General features: G+C 59.5%; 18 protein-coding genes. 8 read left to right on the top strand and 10 right to left on the bottom strand.

What is annotated here, in order from left to right:
- Positions 1–3: 3 nt before the first annotated feature.
- Both ANI01nite_RS12570 and ANI01nite_RS12565 read left to right on the top strand, forming a co-directional pair.
- Positions 4–579 carry a DUF1990 family protein gene (locus ANI01nite_RS12570; protein WP_141358371.1) on the top strand — a complete coding sequence of 192 codons (576 nt, stop codon included), beginning with the start codon at positions 4–6 and terminating at the stop codon, positions 577–579.
- 73 nt (positions 580–652) lie between these two features.
- Entirely contained in the window at positions 653–1,120 is a 468-nt protein-coding gene (locus tag ANI01nite_RS12565; RefSeq protein ID WP_038993847.1) for a nucleoside deaminase, read from the top strand.
- A gap of 11 nt (positions 1,121–1,131) precedes the next feature.
- Here the strand turns inward: ANI01nite_RS12565 and ANI01nite_RS12560 are convergent, their stop codons facing one another.
- Both ANI01nite_RS12560 and glnA read right to left on the bottom strand, forming a co-directional pair.
- Positions 1,132–1,497 carry a hypothetical protein gene (locus ANI01nite_RS12560; protein ID WP_141358369.1) on the bottom strand — a complete coding sequence of 122 codons (366 nt, stop codon included), beginning with the start codon at positions 1,495–1,497 and terminating at the stop codon, positions 1,132–1,134.
- Between the two features lie 87 nt (positions 1,498–1,584).
- Positions 1,585–3,009, bottom strand: coding sequence for a type I glutamate--ammonia ligase (glnA, locus tag ANI01nite_RS12555; protein ID WP_038993839.1), 1,425 nt, complete (start codon positions 3,007–3,009; stop codon positions 1,585–1,587).
- A 274-nt stretch (positions 3,010–3,283) separates the two neighbouring features.
- On the opposite strand from glnA, the gene ANI01nite_RS12550 reads away from it, so the two are divergent.
- Positions 3,284–3,721, top strand: coding sequence for an RDD family protein (locus tag ANI01nite_RS12550; protein WP_141358367.1), 438 nt, complete (start codon positions 3,284–3,286; stop codon positions 3,719–3,721).
- A 70-nt stretch (positions 3,722–3,791) separates the two neighbouring features.
- Here ANI01nite_RS12550 and ANI01nite_RS12545 read toward each other — a convergent pair whose 3' ends face one another.
- From ANI01nite_RS12545 to lipB, 3 genes are all read right to left on the bottom strand, one after another.
- Entirely contained in the window at positions 3,792–4,541 is a 750-nt protein-coding gene (locus ANI01nite_RS12545; RefSeq protein WP_038993837.1) for a DUF4191 domain-containing protein, read from the bottom strand.
- A gap of 168 nt (positions 4,542–4,709) precedes the next feature.
- Positions 4,710–5,708, bottom strand: a complete 999-nt coding sequence (lipA, locus tag ANI01nite_RS12540; protein ID WP_073706029.1) for a lipoyl synthase — start codon at positions 5,706–5,708, stop codon at positions 4,710–4,712.
- A gap of 33 nt (positions 5,709–5,741) precedes the next feature.
- A complete protein-coding gene (lipB, locus tag ANI01nite_RS12535) occupies positions 5,742–6,416 on the bottom strand; it encodes a lipoyl(octanoyl) transferase LipB (protein WP_255314534.1) in 675 nt (224 codons plus the stop codon).
- 195 nt (positions 6,417–6,611) lie between these two features.
- On the opposite strand from lipB, the gene ANI01nite_RS12530 reads away from it, so the two are divergent.
- On the top strand, positions 6,612–8,006 hold the full coding sequence (locus ANI01nite_RS12530; RefSeq protein WP_170214645.1) for a serine/threonine protein kinase: 1,395 nt from the start codon (positions 6,612–6,614) through the stop codon (positions 8,004–8,006).
- Positions 8,007–8,084: 78 nt separating this feature from the next.
- Here ANI01nite_RS12530 and ANI01nite_RS12525 read toward each other — a convergent pair whose 3' ends face one another.
- The 4 genes from ANI01nite_RS12525 to ANI01nite_RS12510 all read right to left on the bottom strand — a co-directional run bounded on the left by ANI01nite_RS12525 (position 8,085) and on the right by ANI01nite_RS12510 (position 13,599).
- Positions 8,085–8,435 carry a hypothetical protein gene (locus tag ANI01nite_RS12525; RefSeq protein ID WP_141358363.1) on the bottom strand — a complete coding sequence of 117 codons (351 nt, stop codon included), beginning with the start codon at positions 8,433–8,435 and terminating at the stop codon, positions 8,085–8,087.
- 111 nt (positions 8,436–8,546) lie between these two features.
- The gene (gene sucB / locus ANI01nite_RS12520; protein ID WP_141358361.1) at positions 8,547–10,307 is read right to left on the bottom strand and encodes a 2-oxoglutarate dehydrogenase, E2 component, dihydrolipoamide succinyltransferase; all 1,761 of its coding nucleotides are present in this window, start codon (positions 10,305–10,307) and stop codon (positions 8,547–8,549) included.
- Between the two features lie 117 nt (positions 10,308–10,424).
- Positions 10,425–11,804 (bottom strand): dihydrolipoyl dehydrogenase, encoded by a 1,380-nt coding sequence (gene lpdA / locus ANI01nite_RS12515; protein WP_038991885.1) that lies wholly within the window; start codon positions 11,802–11,804, stop codon positions 10,425–10,427.
- A gap of 280 nt (positions 11,805–12,084) precedes the next feature.
- The gene (locus ANI01nite_RS12510) at positions 12,085–13,599 is read right to left on the bottom strand and encodes a leucyl aminopeptidase (RefSeq protein WP_038991884.1); all 1,515 of its coding nucleotides are present in this window, start codon (positions 13,597–13,599) and stop codon (positions 12,085–12,087) included.
- A gap of 253 nt (positions 13,600–13,852) precedes the next feature.
- Here ANI01nite_RS12510 and ANI01nite_RS12505 point away from each other — a divergent pair, with 253 nt between their 5' ends.
- The 4 genes from ANI01nite_RS12505 to ANI01nite_RS12490 all read left to right on the top strand — a co-directional run bounded on the left by ANI01nite_RS12505 (position 13,853) and on the right by ANI01nite_RS12490 (position 18,733).
- Positions 13,853–14,815, top strand: coding sequence for a proteasome assembly chaperone family protein (locus tag ANI01nite_RS12505; protein WP_141358359.1), 963 nt, complete (start codon positions 13,853–13,855; stop codon positions 14,813–14,815).
- Positions 14,812–16,074 carry an MFS transporter gene (locus ANI01nite_RS12500; RefSeq protein ID WP_084083842.1) on the top strand — a complete coding sequence of 421 codons (1,263 nt, stop codon included), beginning with the start codon at positions 14,812–14,814 and terminating at the stop codon, positions 16,072–16,074. Before ANI01nite_RS12505 ends, ANI01nite_RS12500 begins: the two co-directional genes overlap by 4 nt.
- Positions 16,075–16,163: 89 nt before the next feature.
- Positions 16,164–17,267: a DUF4192 family protein gene (locus ANI01nite_RS12495; RefSeq protein WP_170214644.1), complete on the top strand. Its 1,104-nt coding sequence runs from the start codon at positions 16,164–16,166 to the stop codon at positions 17,265–17,267.
- Between the two features lie 254 nt (positions 17,268–17,521).
- Positions 17,522–18,733: an RNA polymerase sigma factor gene (locus ANI01nite_RS12490; RefSeq protein WP_121867011.1), complete on the top strand. Its 1,212-nt coding sequence runs from the start codon at positions 17,522–17,524 to the stop codon at positions 18,731–18,733.
- 124 nt (positions 18,734–18,857) lie between these two features.
- Here the strand turns inward: ANI01nite_RS12490 and ANI01nite_RS12485 are convergent, their stop codons facing one another.
- Positions 18,858–19,082, bottom strand: coding sequence for a DUF7455 domain-containing protein (locus tag ANI01nite_RS12485; RefSeq protein WP_038991880.1), 225 nt, complete (start codon positions 19,080–19,082; stop codon positions 18,858–18,860).
- Between the last annotated feature and the right edge of the window lie 62 nt (positions 19,083–19,144).

The raw sequence follows: 19,144 nt of genomic DNA, 5'->3' as shown, positions 1-19,144 counted from the left end.
CGGATGTCCCTGACACGGATCAGCGAGAAGCTGTGGAACCCTGAGCCCGGGCGCTACCGGGTGTGGCAACGCCAAGCCTATCTGGGCTCGGGCGAAGCATTCTGGGGGCAGGCCGCGGTCGCGCTGCTGCGCTGGGAGGTGAAGACCCGCAGCGGATTTCGCATCAGCCCGCAGGACAAAGTCCGCAGCGGAGCCAAGCCGCAGATCATCGTCCCGGTGGGGCCGGTGTCCATCCACGAGCCCGTCGAGGTTGTGGAAGTCCTTGAACGCAGCGATGTTGTGGGATTCGCCTATCGAACGTTGCCCGGACACCCGGTCTCCGGGGAGGAAGCGTTCATCCTGCGTCGGCTGGGGTCATCAGTGATTTTTGGAAAGCCGTTCGCTCACGGCCGCGTCGGATCGCCGGGCCTGGCGTTCGGTCTTCTGGCTGCTGCTGGGCGCGCAGAAGCTTACTCGATGGCGCTACCTACGGGCGCTACGCCAACGATAACTCTGGACATCGTCGCGCGCAGGGTGCGGTCGCCACAGCATCAATTTTCCGAAGTCCTCGCACCGGTGTCTGATAAGGGGATATGCTAGGCACTCAGATCCAGATTTCGGTTCGGCGTTTGCGCAGTGCCTGATGGCGCCGATGGTGCGAGGGGAGCAGGCCATGGATCCACAGCTAATGCAGGCAGCGGTCGACCAGTCGTTGCTGGCGTTGGGCAGCAACGACAGCGGCCCATTTGGGGCCGTAGTGGTACTGGACGGCAAGGTCATTGCCGCCGGCTACAACACCGTGGTGCATGATTCCGATCCGACAGCCCACGCGGAAGTCAATGTGATCCGCAAAGCCGGGCAGGAGCTTGGGACTTTCGATTTGTCCCAGTGCGAGCTGTACACCAGTTGCGAGCCGTGCCCGATGTGCCTCGGCGCCATCTACTGGGCGCGATTCAAGCACGTCTACTATGCCAACGACCGGCAGGACGCGGCAAGCATCGGTTTCGACGACAACTTCATCTACACCGAGCTGGAACTGCCCATGAGCCAACGCCGCATCCCCTTCACCAAGGTCGACATGCCTTCAGCCCTTGCCGCTTTCGAGGCGTGGACCGCCAAGGGCGACAAGCAGGAATACTAGCCGCCGCCGTCTCAGCGCTGGACTGGTGCCAGCCGATGCTCCACATCAGGCCACGGGACATGGATGCGTGCGGCAGGCTGCAATGCCTTGGCCCGCAACGCATTGGCCAGCACAATGCCGCGGGGCGAGACCTCCACGATGGACAGCAATTCAGTAGCGTCGCAGGATCCGGCATCCAGCACCCAGGAATTCATCAACTCGCTGATGCCGCGCTCGACGAGCAGCTGTTCGCCGTCAAGGTAGTCGCAATCATCGGCTACGGCGTGGCCCAAGACATTGCGCGGGGTCACCCGCTGGTAGTCGGGATCCGCTGGGTCGAGATAACCGACGGTTTCACCGTCTTCGCGCTGCACGCTGACCCAAGTTGTAATGTTCATGACGCCAGCCTACCCCGAGACGAAACAACGCCGGGTCCCGCCAACAGGCGGGACCCGGCGTTGAGCCGTTACCGTACGAGACGGTGATTAGCAGCCGTAGTAGAGCTCGAATTCGTATGGGTTCGGGCGCAGGCTCAGTGGCTTGATTTCGTTTTCACGCTTGTACTCGATCCAAGTCTGGATCAGGTCCTCGGTGAAGACGCCGCCTTCGAGCAGGAACTCGTGGTCGGCTTCCAGAGCCTTCAGCGCTTCTTCGAGGCTTTCAGGTGCGCGCTGGATTTCCTTGGCCTCTTCGGCAGGAAGCTCGTAGAGGTCCTTGTCGATTGGCTCTGCTGGTTCGATGCGGTTCTTGATGCCGTCCAGGCCAGCCATCAGCTGCGCTGCGAAGGCCAGGTACGGGTTCGAGGAAGCATCCGGGGCGCGGAACTCGATGCGCTTGGCCTTCGGGTTCGAACCGGTGATCGGGATGCGGATGCCAGCGGAGCGGTTGCCCTGCGAGTACACCATGTTCACCGGGGCCTCGAAGCCCTTGACCAGACGACGGTAGGAGTTCACGGTTGGGTTGGTGAACGCGAGCACGGCGTCTGCGTGCTTCAGCAGGCCGCCGATGTACCAGCGAGCGGTGTCGGACAGGCCGGCGTACCCCTTTTCGTCGTAGAACAGCGGATCGCCGTTGGACCACAGCGACTGGTGGACGTGCATGCCCGAGCCGTTGTCGCCGAAGACAGGCTTCGGCATGAAGGTCGCGGACTTGCCCCAGGCGTCGGCCACGTTCTTCACGATGTACTTGAAGAGCATCAGTTCGTCCGCGGCGTGCACCATGGTGTTGAACTTGTAGTTGATTTCGGCCTGGCCGGCTGCGCCAACTTCGTGGTGGCTGCGCTCTACCTCAAGGCCTGCCTTATCCAGCTCAACGCAGATGGCGTCGCGCAGGTCGGCCTGCTTGTCGGTTGGTGCAACAGGGAAGTAGCCGCCCTTGAAAGCAGTCTTGTACCCCTGGTTGCCGCCTTCTTCCTTGCGACCGGTGTTCCAGGGTGCTTCGTCGGAATCGATCGAGTAGAACGCGCCCTGCGGCTTGGATTCGTAGCGAACGTCTTCGAAGATGAAGAATTCAGCTTCTGGGGCGAAGAATGCGGTGTCAGCGATGCCGGTGGATTCCAGGTACGCCTCAGCACGCTCGGCAACGCCACGTGGGTCGCGGTGGTAAGGCTCACCGGTGCGTGGGTTGATGATCGAGAAGTTGAAGGCCAGCGTCTTTTCCAGGCGGAACGGATCGATGAAACCGGTGGTGACATCTGGGATCAGCTGCATGTCGGACTCAGAGATGCCTGCGAAGCCGCGGATGGAAGAACCATCAAAGAGCTGGCCGTTGACGAAGAAGTCGGCATCCACGGACTTGGCCGGCACGTTGAAGTGCTGCTGTACACCTGGTAGGTCGGTGAAACGGATATCGACGAACTTGATGTCCTCTTCGGCAATATATGCCAAGACTTCTTCTGGACTGGTAAACATGTGCAGGTGACTCCCTGGTGAGATATGAGGTTTGGTAAACGGAACCCGTAGCCAGAATTATCTGCCTGGTCCTCTTGCTTACGTATCAAGCTTACCTATAATCCATTTCTGAATGGTGTCTCTATTGTTTCCAACCTGTTACAAGCGGAGAATCCGGGCGTGTCGTATCGATCTGATCTGCGCAGATTGCCAGCTGTAACAATCTGACTTGGATACTTGCTACCGCGTTATGGGGTTCTAACTGGCGCACAGAATCGCTGGATAGACTGTATAGGTGGAAAGAAAAGACTTCAGCTCGTGGCTTGAAGGGCCGCCGCAGCACAATACGCAAGAATGGCCCGGACAGGATATGGGACGCCCAGTCAAGGGTCCTGGCTCCGTTGCCAGGTTCCCGCGAAGGGTCGGCGCCCTGCTCCTGGACTGGGGACTGTCCATGCTGCTCAGCTGGTGGCTGTTCAATGGCCATGACCTGGCAACGCTGGGCCTGTTTTGTGCCGGGCAAATCATCGGTGTCGGGTTCACGGGGCACACGATCGGTCATCGCACCTTTGGCATGCAGGTGCAGGCGCTGGATGGAACCGCGATCAAGCCATTGCAAGGCTTGAGCCGTTCGTTGCTGCTTTGCTTGGCTATTCCGGCCTTCATTACCGACAAGGACCAGCGTGGCCTTCATGATCGGTTGCCGAAAACCATCTTGGTGAATATCTCCTAGCCTTCGGGTCCGGACAGCACTAAAGAAGCCGCAACAGGAAAATCCTGTTGCGGCTTCTTTAGTGCTGTCTTTAGCGTCCACGCATAGCGCGGCGGTTTGGACGTACGCGGTTTGGATCTACGCCCTTGGGGATGGGCAGACGGTTCGCAGTCAACGTGCTCAGACGCTTGTCGATTGCGCTGACTTCCAGCTTCGTAATCGACTTCGGAAGCTTCTTCATTGCCTTGCCGACTTCAGCCAATGGAGTCTGGCCTTCTTCGGAACCAGCGTTGATGATGTGCACAGGCACGTTCGGCAGAACACGGGCAATGCGCTTGCGCTCGGATGCGGCAAGTTCGCGAACGCGGTTCTTCGGGCCCTCGGTGACCAGGACGATGCCTGGACGGCCGATGCCGAGGAACACCAGATCCTGGTGGCGGTTGTAGGCAACCGGTTCCTGCTTCAGGATCCAGCCGCGACGCAGCACGCTCATAGCAGCACCAGCGGCACCTGGGCGACCCTCAAGCTGCGAGAACGCAGCCTTCTCGGCACGGCGCGACATGATGAACATTGCAGCAAGAAGCGCCAACGGGATTGCGATGATCAACATCGTGATCCAGTTATTGATCAAGAAGCCGATGACCAAGCAGACAGCAATGACGGCCAAGGCGGCCAATGCCATCCACCACACGACCATAGGGTCGTTGCGGCGCGTCATCTGGAAGACCTGGCCAATTTGCTTCAGGCGGCCTGGTTCTTTGTTCTTCTTCTCAGCTTTTGGTTTACGCGAAAACAAGCCACGCTTAGGCGCGGCTGCGTCGTTGTCGGAGTTTTTGGCCATAGTGCCTTAATTCTACGCGATGAAGTTGATAGTTCTAAGCCGTGCTGGAACGAACATGGCATTTTCGGCTGAATTGGCCATGAACGGGCAGTGGAATGGCCCCGGAACCCGCGATGGTTTCCATCTGCAGGCCCGGGGCCATCGTCCAAACTGGTTCGCAAGAACCAGCTACTTGATCAGCGAAGCTGCTTCCTGGCGAGTGTTGCCCGAGGACTCGATATGCGACAGGGCCTCAGGGATTTCCCGGCCCTTCTTGCGCATGGCACCAGCCCAGAGACGGCCAGCGCGGTAGGAAGAGCGAACCAATGGCCCGGCCATGACGCCCGAGAATCCGAGTTCTTCGGCTTCCTGCTGAAGTTCAAGGAACTCCTGCGGAGTGACCCAACGGTCAACTGGCAAATGCAGGTCCGTGGGGCGCAGGTACTGGGTCAAGGTGAGCAGATCGCAGCCGGCCTCATAGAGGTCGCGCATGGCCTCTGAAATTTCTTCACGAGTTTCGCCCATGCCCAGGATCAGGTTTGACTTGGTGATCAATCCGCGCTTGTGGCCGTGGGTGATCACATCCATGGAACGTTCGTAGCGGAAGGCCGGGCGAATGCGCTTGAACAGGCGGGGCACGGTCTCGACATTGTGGGCGTAGACCTCCGGCTCCGAATCGCAGATGACATCCAGGTTCTCGGGCTTGCCGCTGAAGTCGGGAATCAGCAACTCGACGCCGGTGTTCGGGTTCATCTTGTGGATCTGCCGCACCGTCTCCGCGTACAGCCACGTGCCCTCGTCTTCGAGGTCATCGCGGGCAACACCGGTGACGGTGGCGTAGCGCAAATCCATCTTCTTCACGCTCATGGCCACCTTGAAAGGTTCCGAGCGGTCGATGGCCACCGGCTTGCCGGTGGCAATCTGGCAGAAGTCGCAACGGCGGGTGCATTCGGAACCGCCGATGAGGAACGAGGCCTCGCGGTCTTCCCAGCACTCGAAGATATTCGGGCAGCCTGCCTCTTCGCAGACGGTGTGCAGCCCCTCGGACTGCACCAGGTTCTTCAGCCCCACGTATTCCGGGCCGATGTTGAGTTTCGCCTTGATCCACTCGGGCTTGCGCTCCACGGGAACGGCGGAGTTGCGCTTTTCGACGCGCAGTAGTCGACGGCCTTCTGGCTCGATGCTCATTGACTGCTCTTTCTGAAGGAAGTGAGTGGTTGTCTAGACGACTTGCGGGGTAAGCAGACGCTCTATTTCCGCTTGAACTCGGTCAACGACGTCTTCAGGGGTGACGGTACGGCCCAGTTCTTCGGAAATGGTGGTGACACCTGCATCGGAGATGCCGCAGGGGATGATCTGGTCGTATGCGGAAAGCGCGTTCGAGCAGTTCAAGGCGAATCCGTGCATGGTGACGCCGTGGTTGATACGGATGCCGATGGCTGCAATCTTGCGGTCCTGCGCGCCGTCTTTGCCTGGTACCCAAACTCCGGAACGGCCCTTGATCTGGGCCGTTGGAATGCCAAGCTCGCTCACGACGTTAATTAGGGCTTCTTCCAGGGTCTCCACGTAAAGACGGATTGCGCTGATCTTGCGGAGCTTGACAATGGGGTAGCCAATGAGCTGTCCCGGGCCATGCCAGGTCAACTTGCCACCGCGGTCCACATCCACGACGGGGGTGCCGTCCAGCGGGAGGTCTTCGGGTTCGGTGCGCTTGCCTGCGGTATAAACCGCTTCGTGCTCCAGGAACAGGACTCTAGGGGTTTGCGTGTCCGCGGCTACCGCATCATGCAGTTGGATCTGATAATCCCAAGCTTCCATGTAGGGCACAAATTTTGAGCCTAGTCCGACTCGTTCGAATTCGATCGCCATGACGGCTAGCCTACGCTCTTGAACGATCGGTCGCTAATTCAGTGCCGTTCAGCTTGCCTGTGGATATCCAGCTTGCATTTCCTGTTTGTGGGATACAACGGAAACATGGATGAATCAACGAATGTTCTAGCGTGGCCGACAAGCCCTGGGCATGTGACTGTCAAGCCGCTAAGTGCCAAGTCACCATGCAAAGTTTGGCTGATCCGGAGGGAAAGCGACCAGATGTATCTGACGCTTAAACTTAGCCTGACTATGGAAAACATCACTTCTCTGCGCCAGGAAGAGGTCAGGCAGTCGCGGAAATATGTCGTCGATTTTTACGGAACCCTGCCGACTCAATTCGGTGAGGGGCTGGTCATGGAATATTGTCCCGGCGGGAGTTTGGCAGACCTCGTTTCCAGCCGCAGCGCCTTTGCGCTTGGTGAATGCGTGACTGCGTTGGCTCCCATTGCGCAAACTCTATCGGTCATGCATTCGCAGGGCCAACGCCATGGGGACTTGTCGCCAGCCAACATCCTGCTGACCGCCAAGGGCATGCCGAAGATCATCGACTTCCAGGAAGCTGCTTCGTCAAGTCAAGCGCTTACTGGTTCCGGCACACCCGGATTCGTCGCCCCTGAAATGCAGGCCGGGGCGATGGAAAGCCAAGCTGGAGAGCAGGACGTGTACTCGCTGGGCGCCTGCTTGTGGTTTCTCCTGTCGGGACGGGTTCCCGAAGAGGAACTGATGCGTCCACCAGCTAGCGTGATGTTCCCCGGCATCCCCTCGATTATTCATGAGCTCTTGATTGATTCCATGAATCCGGTGCCGCAAGCGAGGCCAACCGTCGACCAGTTTGCTCGAACGCTGTTCGCGAGCTGTCCAGCTGAGCCCATCCATTGGGAAGGTCATGTAGCTGCTGAAGCTACTCATCTGATGGAAACCATCCATCCAACCCAGGAATCGGGTGCTGCGCACAGGCGCTCAAAGCGCGCAAGGGATAACGCAGCAAGGCAGCGGAACAGCGGGAATGATGAATCTTGGCACAGCCATCGGTTGCGCAGGACACCCGGGGCCGTGAAGCTGGCTGGTGCTGCAGTCTTGGGCATCATGGTCATACTCGGGAGCATGCTGGGCGTCAATCATTTCCGGGCCGCTGAGGCGAAGGAAGCGACTGCGCCGGCAATGGCGCCCCCAGCAGACCTAGACTGCAGAATCATGGATGGTGCGCAAGTGCCCGCCTGTGCATTGAATCGGGATACAGTGGTCTCTGCATTCTTGGCACTTTCACGAGAACGAGACAAAGCGATGGGTCAGCTGGCGGGGGAGAAACTCAAGAGGCTCTACACTCCGGGAGCCGAGCAATTGCAGCGAGATCTCGAAACGATAGATCAGCTTCTGGATTTGGGTTTGGGACTTGAAGGCTTGCGCACAAAACTGACGGATGTGGTGGTATCCGCCCGTGGACAGGGTGACACTGTCATTCTTGCCGCGACATCGACCCAAGAGGAATACCGATACGTGGATGCTGAAGGGGTCACGATGCACACCGTCCAGGCCGCAGAGCCGCAACGCATCGAAGTTGAAATGGTGCTGGAAGAAAGCGGCTGGAAGATCGGCAAGGTATTACGACGTTAAATGCTTAATGGCGGGAGACGACACCAAAGCTTGCTCAAAGCTGTTGGTTGCTTCTCCCACCATCAAGGCTGCTACGGACTAGCTCCAGAGAACCGCAATCGCGATGTTGATGAAGGCCATGCCGCCCACTGCGTGAGCAATACCGGTAGAAACTTCCTCGCCGTTCTTCATCTTCTTACGGCCAATGAAAGCTGCGACCAGGATGATGATTGCAATCAGCGACTTGATGCCAATCTTCATGTGGTTTGGCGAACCGTCGCCGGCCTCGAGAATGCCGACCATGGCCAGACCCGTTACCAGCTGCACGATGGCTCCGTACCACTGCCATACAGAGACAGTAGGGGTCTTGAAGTTGGCCAGCCAGCCACCGAAGATAGCTGCTGCGCCCAAGATATGCACGAAAATCAGGAGAGAAAGAAGAATAGTCATGACACTAGCCTAATCTATTTTCGACTGATCGTAGAAAACGCAGAATCGCCCCTGTCGAATCAACGACAGGGGCGATTATCTACCTAGGCTACGAGGGCCACGACTGGATCTTTACAGTCCCAGTTCGCCTTCGAAGGCGCCACCTTCAAGGCGAGCCTTGACGGTCTGCAGGAAGCGGCCTGCATCGGCACCGTCAACCAGGCGGTGATCGTAGGTCAGGCACAGGTACATCATGTGGCGGATGGCGATCGAATCGTTGCCTTCTGCATCGGTGACGACCATTGGACGCTTCACGATCGCACCGGTGCCCAGGATGGCTACCTGTGGCTGGTTGATGATCGGGGTGTCGAACAGTGCGCCAACCGAACCGATGTTGGTGATCGAGAAGGTGCCACCGGACAGCTCGTCTGGACCGATCTTGTTGCTGCGGGTGCGTGCAGCAACATCAGCGATGCGCGAAGCCATGCCTGCCAGGTTCAGATCGCCAGCGTTCGACACGACAGGAACCAGCAGGCCCTTGTCGGTGTCGACTGCGAATGCCAAGTGCTCGGCATTGTGGTAGGTGATCTTCTGGGTCTCTTCGTTGTACTCAGCGTTCAGCTTAGGGTGTGCCTTCAGGCCTTCGGCAACAGCCTTGGCGATGAATGGCAGGTAAGTGAGGTTCACGCCGTTGGTGGCCTTGAAGTTGGCCTTGGCCGCAGCTCGCAGCTTCACGATGCGGGTCATATCGATTTCGTGGACCTGGGTCAGCTGAGTCGATATGTCCAGGGACTCGCGCATGCGGCGAGCGATAACCTGGCGGATACGTGGAGCCTTTTCCTCGGTGCCGCGCAGCGAGGAAACCTCTACTGCAGGTGCAGCCGGCTTTGCGGCGGCAGGAGCAGCGGCGGCAGGAGCAGCTGGAGCAGCAGCTTCCTGGGCGGCAACAGCGTCCAGCACATCCTGCTTGCGGATGCGGCCGCCAACACCGGTGCCCTTCACCGAAGCGATGTCGATGTTGTGCTGGTTAGCCAGGCGGCGTACCAGCGGGGTGACGTAGCCGGACTCGTTGTTTGCCTCGGCTGCTGGTGCAGCTGGAGCGACAGGGGCAGCAGGTGCTTCTTCCTTAGCTGGAGCTGGGGCTGCCGGAGCGGCCGGAGCCTCTTCCTTGGCAGGAGCTGGGGCAGCAGGAGCCTCTTCCTTTGCAGGAGCAGCAGCTGGAGCTTCCTTTGCAGGAGCAGCAGCTGGCGCCTCTTTCTTGGCTGGAGCAGCTGCTGGAGCGGAGCCAGCGGCACCGATAACGGCCAGAACAGCGCCGACTTCAGCGGTCTCATCTTCTGGAACGCGAATTTCCAGCAGGGTGCCAGCAACTGGGGAAGGAACTTCGGTGTCTACCTTATCGGTGGAAACCTCAAGCAGCGGCTCGTCGACGGATACCTCATCGCCAACTTCCTTCAGCCAGCGGGTAACGGTACCTTCGGTCACCGACTCGCCCAAGGCTGGAAGGGTAACTTCGGTACCCGAGGCATCGCCACCGGCAGGTGCGGCTGCAGGAGCTTCTTCGGCTGCCGGTTCAGCTGGTGCTTCCTCTGCGGCTGGTGCGGCAGGTGCTTCTTCAGCGGCTGGTGCTGCCGGTGCAGCGTCGCCGGAGCCGGAGCCATCGCCGATGCGAACCAGTGGGGCGCCAACTTCGGCGTCCTCGTCCTCGGCCACGAAGATTTCCTCGATGACACCAGCTACCGGCGAAGGAACTTCAGTGTCAACCTTGTCAGTGGAAACTTCCACCAACGGCTCGTCTACCTCTACGCGGTCGCCGACCTGCTTCAGCCAGCGGGTTACCGTACCTTCGGTAACGCTTTCACCCAGTGCGGGTAGGTTTACGGTTTCAGACATCGTCCCGTATCTCCTTGTTTTATAAAGCTTGAAAAGTGGTGGGAGGCGTTGCCTCCGAGCCTAGTGCATTCAGGCAGCGCGTTACATCAACGCGCTGCCTGAATGACCAAAACGTGATTAACCGTGCAGCGGTGCGCCGGCCAAAGCCATTGCGGCTTCGCCCAGGGACTCGTTCTGGGTTGGGTGAGCGTGGATCAGCTGCGATACGTCCTCTGGGTATGCTTCCCAGTTCACGATCAGCTGCGCTTCACCGATCTGCTCGCCAATGCGTCCGCCGATGCCGTGAACGCCAACGATTGGGCCGTTCTTGACGCGAACCATCTTGATGATGCCGCTGGTGCCCAAGATCGAGGACTTGCCGTTGCCAGCCAAGTTGTACTCGGTGGTTTCGATCTGGTCAGCGCCGAACTTCTCCTTGGCCTTCGGCTCGGAGTAGCCCACCGATGCGATCTCTGGCTCGCAGAAGGTCACCTTCGGGATGTTGATGTCCTCAACGATGGTTGGCTTCAGGCCGTGGATTTCCTCGGCGACGAAGCGGCCATGCTGGTAGCCGCGGTGTGCGAGCTGGACGCCTGGAACGATGTCGCCGATGGCGTAGATGTTGCCAACGCCGGTGTGCAGGCGCTCGTCGGTGATTACGAAACCGCGATCAATGGTGATGCCCTGCTCTTCGAAGCCAAGGCCCTCGGTGACTGGACCGCGGCCCACAGCAACCAGGACGATCTCAGCTTCCAGAACCTTGCCGTCAGCCAGCGAGACCTTGGCGCCGTTGGCATCCTGCTCGACCTTCTCGAAGAAAACGCCGGTGTTGAACTTGATGCCGCGCTTCTTGAAAGCACGCTCCAGGTTCTTGATGATGGCTGGATCCTCGTTTGGAACCAGCGATGGCAGGCCCTCGACGATGGTGACGTCGACGCCGAAGGACTTCCAGACCGAGGCGAATTCGACACCGATGACGCCGCCGCCCAGAACGATGGCGCTCTTTGGCAGGTCTTCCATGTTCAGTGCTTCGGTGCTGGTCAGCACGCGGCCGCCGATTTCCAGGCCCATGGTCTTGGAAGTGGATCCGGTGGCCAGGACGATGTACTTGCCCTTGTAGACGGTGCCATCGACATCGATGGAATCCTGGGCAACCAGTCGGCCGTTACCGGTGATGACGTTGACCTTCTTCATCTTCAGCAAGCCCTGCAGGCCCTTGTGCTTGCCAGCGACAATGCCTTCCTTGTACTTGCGAACGCCGGCCAGATCGATCGACTCCAGCGAGGAGTTGATGCCGTACTTGGCACCCTCGCGAGCGTTCTCTGCCAGCTCTGCTGCATGCAGGTAAGCCTTGGTTGGGATGCAGCCGGTGTGCAAGCAGGTGCCGCCCAGCTTTTCCTTCTCGATCAATCCAACGGTGTAGCCCAGCTGGATGGCGCGCAATGCTGCCGAGTATCCAGCGGATCCGCCGCCGAGGATGAGGACATCAAATTCTTGCGTTGCTGCCGAATCGGCCACGTGAACGCTCCCTCGTATTCGCTTAGTGAGGCCGGCTTTGGCCGACCAGGGGATCGGGTGTGGACTTTCTGGAGCGTGACACATGCGGGCGCGCACCTTTGATCCACGGTGATGTTTCAAAACTTACCTTAGTACCGTCGAATGGCTAGAGTCACCTTCGGGGCATTAAAAGTCAGGTATGTCTCTAATTTTGAGTTCATCCCGGCATCGGCCAATTGATTCTGGCGATACCGGGATGAGTTTCATGGCACTGCAGCTGCTATGCCGCTGCGTTTAACGGCTAGTTCGCTGCGGCAACCTGTTCTGCGTAGGCAACCAGCGTGCGTACCTGCGAGCCGGTGCCGTTCTTCGGGGTGTAGCCCCAGGCACTTCCTTCGTTGAAGGCCGGACCAGCAAAGTCGATGTGGGCCCAAGGAATCTTCTTGCCGTCGACTTCGCCGACGAACTCTTCGAGGAAGACGGCAGCGGTCATCATTCCGCCCATGCGCTCACCGATGTTCGCCAGATCGGCGACCTGCGACTCGATGGATGGACGCAGCTCTTCCGGCAGCGGCATGGCCCAAGCCAATTCGCCCACCTTGTCCGAGACGGCAACCAGGTCGCTGGTGACCTGCTTGTCGCCCATGACGCCTGCAGTGCGCAGGCCCAGAGCCAGCATCTGCGCGCCGGTCAGCGTAGCGATGTCGATCATGACATCCGGCTTTTCCAGGCTGGCTGCGGCCAAGCCGTCAGCCATGACCAGGCGGCCTTCGGCGTCAGTGTTCAGCACCTCAACGGTCTTGCCGCCGAACATCGTCAGCACATCGCCCGGACGGGTCGAGGCGCCGCCTGGCATGTTCTCTGCCAGGCAGAGCCATGCGGTGACCTTCACGTTCAGCCCAAGTTCGGCGACGGCGGCGACGGTCTGGAAGACTGCGGCGGCACCGGACATGTCCGACTTCATGGCGTGCATGCCTGCAGCAGGCTTCAGCGAGGTGCCACCGGTATCGAAGGTGATGCCCTTGCCGATCAAGGCGATGTGCTTGGCTGCCTTCGATGGCGCGTACTCGACCTTGACCATGCGCGGCTGGCGAGCCGAGCCGCCGCCGACGCCGATCAGTCCGCCAAAGCCGTCCTTGGCCAGTCGCTTCTCATCGAAGATGGTGACCTTCAGCGGCAGCGACTTTGAGTAGTCCTTGACCGCCGCGGCGAAAGACTCCGGGTACAGCACGTTGGCTGGGGCATTGATCAGGTCGCGGGTGCCGCGGACCGCGCGGCCCAGGATTGCCGCGCGCTTGAGCACGGCCGGAAGATCCTTGGAAGTGGCAACCGAGGTGACGATCTGGGCTTCGGCCAGTACTGGCTTCTCGCTCTTCTTCGACCGGTGGTTCTCGTAGCGGTAGCTGCCCAAGGCGATGCCTTCAGCCACGGCGGCAACGCGCTCAACGCTGTCGGCAGGCAAAGCGAAAATGGCGCTCTTGGCGTTGCTCAACTGGCGGGCAGCCGAGCCGGCTGCACGGCGCAGCTTCTCTTCGGTCAGATCGGCCAGCTCGTCAACGCCAAGGCCGATGAACTGCAGAACCTTGGCCTTCGTGCCGTCCACGCCAGGCAGCGCGGTGATTTCGTCGGCCTTCCCGGCAACGCCCAAAGCCGAGAGCGACTGCTCCAGCGAGGTAGTGGTGTCGGCGGCGAAGGGGGATGCCGCGATGGACACCTTGTCGCCGTTCTTGAGTACGCCCAGGATGAGGGCGTCAGCGCTCTTGCGCTTGATGTCAGTGCCAATGGCGCTCAGAGTGAGATCACTGGAGTTGATCACAAAATCATTCCTTCTATGCCTTTGTAGGGTCTAAGGTCGCGACAGCCCAAGTGGTATTCCGGAGCAGATCCTGCCGGTGGGCTGTGCGTCTCCTGCATCTAGGTTATCCGAGGTTCCGCGTCATCGTGCGTTACTTCACAGCGAGCGAAAGCCAAGTAGCGATAGGATGGAGCATTGATCTGTTGCAGAAGTTCAGTCCTGGCCGATGGTTGCCGCCCTGCTGTGCCGGATGCCGACCCTGAATGAGGAGAAAATGTCCAAGGATTCGTTGATGACGCTGGTCGCAGACGATTTGGATAACTCGCGCCTTCAAGGTCTTGGCATGTTCATCTCGCTGAAGAGCATCAGTGATGCCGGGCATAATCACGCGCAGGTCTCCAACGAGCTTTTCGGCCGTCTGGAATCCGAACTCTTCGCCACTTTCGATGCCGACGAGCTGATCGCCTACACCTCCCAGCGCCCGCGGGTCTCTTTCCTCGGCGACCACTTCGCCGGATACCAGGCCCCGCGCATCGAGATCTACCTGATGACTGATGAGATGGACCGCAAGTTCTGGTTCCTCAACGGAGTTGAACCGGATCTGAAGTGGGAACGCGTGATCGCGGAACTGCAGTCATTCATCGAGGCCTTCAACGTATCGCTGGTTGTTGGGACCGCATCATTGCCGATGCCGGTGCCGCATACCCGGCCGGTCGGCGTGACCGCCCACGGCAACCGCAAGGATCTGATCGAGAACATCTCGACGTGGAGCCCTACGGTCGAATCTCCTGCAGGCTTGGCCTCGCTGCTCGAAATCCGCCTGAGCGAAGCCGGCCGGGATGTCGTGGGCTACTCGATGCATACCCCGCACTACCTTGCCGAATCCGAGTACCCGGCGGTCGCCGTTGCGACGCTGGAGTATGTGGGCGCGGCGCTGAAGCTGGCTCTGCCGACCGACAAGCTGCGCGAAGCGGCCCGATTGGTTGACCAGCAGCTCGCCGAGCAGCTTCAAGCCAATAGCGACGTCCGCCAGATGGTGGACGGATTCGAGGAACGTTTCGACGCGCATGCCAAGGAGCACGAGTCGCGTTCGCTGTTGCTGGACGAAGATGAGCAGATGGCGGATGCCGAGGAACTGGGCGCCAGTGCCGAGCATTTCCTGGCCGCCATCGAGAACACCGAAGATTGGTTGAAAAACGGTCATATCGAACCGTTGCCAGGTGATCACGACCAGTGAGCCAAGCCCAGCTGAATTCGCCGAAATCGTGGCTCGTCTTCGGCTTCGCAATTCTTGCCTACATTTCTGCAATTTCCCAACGCACCAGCTTCGGAGTCGCAGGCATCCAAGCCACCGAACGCTTCGATGCCAGCGCACAGATCCTGGCGACGTTCTCGGTCGTGCAGCTCGTTGTCTATGCCGGGGCGCAGGTCCCCGTAGGGCTGCTGCTGGATAAATTCGGGCCCCGCATCCTGATTACCTGCGGCGCGTTGCTGATGGCTGCCGGCCAAGCGTTCCTGGCGATTTCGGTCAACGTGCCCATGGGCTTGGCCGGGCGCGTCATGGTCGGCATGGGCGACGCGATGGTCTTCGTCTCCGTGCTCAAGCTCTTGCCCCTGTGGTTCTCCGGTTCGCGCATTCCGGTGCTCACCCAGCTCACCGGTACTTTTGGCCAGCTCGGGCAGCTGATCAGCCTCTTTCCATTCCATATGATCCTGCTTGGCGTCGGCTGGTCCGCGGCATTCTCGATCATGTCAGGGTTCGCTTTCGCCACCTTCATCACGACGATCGCCTTCGTGCGCAATGGGAAGAACTGGAATGGGCATGGCGCGGGGGAGCAGGAGACCGGCTCGCGGATCTCGCAGGCATGGAAGCAGCCAGGGACCCGCTTGGGTTTCTGGACCCACTTCTCTACGGCCTTCATGATCAACACCTTCATGATGACGTGGGGCTACCCATTCCTTGTCGAGGGCCAAGGCATAGACGGTGCGTTAGCTTCGGGCCTGATGGCTGTATTCGTTGTCGTCGCCATCGTGCTGGGTCCGATCCTCGGCGCCTTGACCGCGCGCCATGCCAGCCAGCGTTCCAATATTGCGTTGTCCATCGTGGGCTCCATCTTGGCGCTATGGGCGGCCGTTCTGCTCTGGCCAGGACAGGCGCCGCTATGGATTCTGGTGCTGCTGATGGTCGTCATTGCCGCCGGCGGCCCGGCCTCAGTGATCGGTTTCGACTTCGCACGTACGTTCAACCCGCCGCGGGTTCTGGGAACTGCCACCGGCCTGGTGAATACCGGCGGATTCATCGGAGCATTCGTCACCATCTACGTCATCGGTTTCATCATGGACATGCTGCACAAGGCCAACGGCTCGGTCGGAGAACTCTACAACCTGCCGGCTTTCCGGGTGGCACTGTCCTTCCAATTCGTGATGGCATTGCTCGGGATGGCATTCATGGTCATCGAACGCCGCAAGGCGCGCCGATTCCTCGCCGAACAGTAACCGCCGGCCCCGAGGCCCGGACCAGAAGGTTCTCCACAGCTCGCACGCGTTGACGTCCTGTGCCAAGCGCCGCGATGCACCGTGGAGCCATGACAACTACACCAGAACGCCATCCCCTCTCGCTGTCCAGCTGCGAGGACATCCTGGCCTATGTGCCTCATGCCCTCGGCTTCTATCCGCAAAATTCTGCTGTGCTCATGCTGATCGACGAGGACCACCTGGAAGCGACCCTGCGTGTCGATTTGCCGGAAGAGGACACTTCGTCCGAGCGGGAGTCGTGGACCGCGCAGGTGCTTCGCCTCCTGGATCGCATGCCCCATATCCAAGGGGTGGTTCTGGTGGTCTACGCGCCGGAAGATTCGCTGGCCGAGGGCCGTATTCCGTACTCGCACATGGTTGCGCAGCTCGAACAGGGGCTGGCTGGCAAAAAAGTCCTGTTGCGCCACAGCTGGTGCCGGCAGGGCCGATTCGTCTGGAACTACGCGACCGACGACTACGCAGAGCCGACCCCGGTGCGCCCGCTGGAAACCAACGAGACGCATCTGTCGCTGGTCTTTGCTGGATCAGCACCGTTGGATGTTCCATGGGACGGCAGTGGAATCCCTGAGTGGCCGCAGGCCGCCGAGATCCTGAAGATTGTTTCCAGCCAGCAGCACAACGTGATCAACTGCCTTGAAGCATGGCTGCAGACGATGGACCTCGCCGAAACTGAAGCCCGAACTTGGATCCACGAAGAGCATGAGCACACCGCACTGCTGCTTGGTTCCCTGGAAGTGAAAATCGTCCGAGACCTGCTTCCGTATTTGGCTGGCCAAGGTCTGGACGCGGCATTGGATGTGCTGTTTGGCGTGATGCGCGGAGATCGGGAAGCGGCTGCCTCGCCCTTGACCAACTATTTGCTGGGCCGTGGTTGGCATTCGCCAGACTGGCAGCGGATTGACCGGCTGTGGTCGGTAGCCAGAGACCTGCTCGGTGTGGCCGAAGGCAACAACCGGCAGGCCCTGCTGTGCATTCTTGCCTGGATCGAGTGGGCACGAGGCCGGGGGACTATGGCCTTGTGCCTGCTGGGCAGGGCTGTAGAAGAAAACCCGAACTACGAGTTGGCGCGGTTGCTGCAGAAGCTGATGTCCCATGGAATCATGCCCGAGTGGGCGACCGATAAATTGCGGGCTTGGCGTGCCAATTTCAGCTGAGCAACGGAGGCCGGAGTGTCTCAAGTGGTGTCCTGATGCTAATTCATGGATAATGGGACAACAGACCCGGTTAGGTTCGAATTGCCTAGGTCTTGAAATCTGTGGATTTCGGGAACATTAGGCGGGCTTGATGCGTTGATACCAATGTGCCAGCCCTAGGTGTTTAGTCAGCGACTGAGCACTATCGGACTTGACAGGGTCATAGTGGTGTTACCGGCAGGTGCATCCGGAACGCATCGTTAGAAAGGTTATTCGTGTCATCTTCTGAGACGAACGCTAATCGCATAGCAACTGAGGCCGAGGTCGACGCGGCTGAGGCCGAATCAGCCACCCCTGCAGCGAAGAAGCGCGCTACCAAGGCCAAGCCTCGGACTAAAAAGGTCGCTGCCGAAACCGCAGCGCAAGACGAATCAACCGGAGCGTTGGCTGACGCCGATGACGATGCTGAGCCAGGCACCGATTCGAAGGATGCGAAGTCCGACGATGAATCAAAGGGCTTCACACTTTCAACCGGTGATGACGACGCTCCGCAGCAGCAGGTCATGGTGGCCGGCGCGACCGCTGACCCGGTCAAGGACTACCTGAAGCAGATTGGCAAGGTTGCCCTGCTGAACGCCGAGCAAGAAGTCGACTTGGCTCTGCGCATTGAAGCTGGCCTGTTCGCAGCTGACAAGCTGGAGAAGGACGATGGCTCCATGGATCAGCGTCTGCGCTGGGACTACGAGCAGATCATCCACGATGGCAAGATTGCCAAGAACCACCTGCTGGAAGCAAACCTTCGCCTGGTAGTTTCCCTGGCCAAGCGCTACACCGGCCGCGGCATGCTCTTCCTGGACCTGATCCAGGAAGGCAACTTGGGCCTGATCCGTGCGGTGGAGAAGTTCGACTACACCAAGGGTTTCAAGTTCTCGACCTATGCCACTTGGTGGATTCGCCAGGCAATCACCCGTGCCATGGCGGACCAGGCGCGTACCATTCGTATTCCTGTGCACATGGTTGAAGTCATCAACAAGCTGGCGCGTGTCCAGCGCCAGATGCTTCAGGATCTCGGTCGCGAACCGACCCCAGAAGAGTTGGCCAAGGAATTGGACATGACTCCTGAGAAGGTCGTCGAGGTCCAGAAATACGGTCGTGAGCCGATTTCCCTGCATACCCCACTGGGCGAAGACGGCGACTCCGAATTCGGTGACCTGATCGAAGACTCGGAAGCCGTTGTGCCAGCCGATGCAGTGTCCTTCACCCTGTTGCAGGAACAGCTGCATTCGGTGCTCGACACGCTTTCGGAGCGCGAAGCAGGCGTCGTGGCAATGCGTTTCGGCCTGACCGATGGCCAGCCTAAGACGCTGGACGAAATCGGCAAGGTCTACGGGGTGACCCGCGAGCGCATTCGCCAGATCGAATCCAAGACGATGTCGAAGCTGCGTCACCCATCGCGTTCCCAGGTGCTGCGCGACTACCTGGACTAAGAAACTGAGGATGTGGCCAGCAGTTCATGCAATGAACTGCTGGCCACATTCTTTATTGCCATTAATGCAAGAAGAAGGCGACCCAAAGCGGGTCGCCTTCTTTGATCAGCAGTTGGCCACGAGATTAGTCGTTGGCGTCTACCTTGGGCTTTTCGTAGAGCCGCGAGGACTCGTCCTGCCAGAGGGAAGTCTGCGGACGCAGTTTTTGTTCTACATCGCGGCTATGGTGAGCGCAGAAAAGCAGCTCACCGCCGGTCGAAGCCAGCACGGCTCGCACGTAGGCCTGTGCGCCGCAACGGTCGCACCGGTCGAGGGCGTTAAGTTCACGACTAGCGGTCGTAGTAGTCATTGCCAGCCTCCTAAAGTTGATGGTTACTCTATACAACCAGCTTGGATCCCGACTTTATCCCG

Source organism: Glutamicibacter nicotianae, assembly GCF_006539525.1.
In the GTDB taxonomy this organism is placed as follows: domain Bacteria; phylum Actinomycetota; class Actinomycetes; order Actinomycetales; family Micrococcaceae; genus Glutamicibacter; species Glutamicibacter nicotianae.
This window is presented reverse-complemented; position numbering and strand designations above follow the sequence as displayed.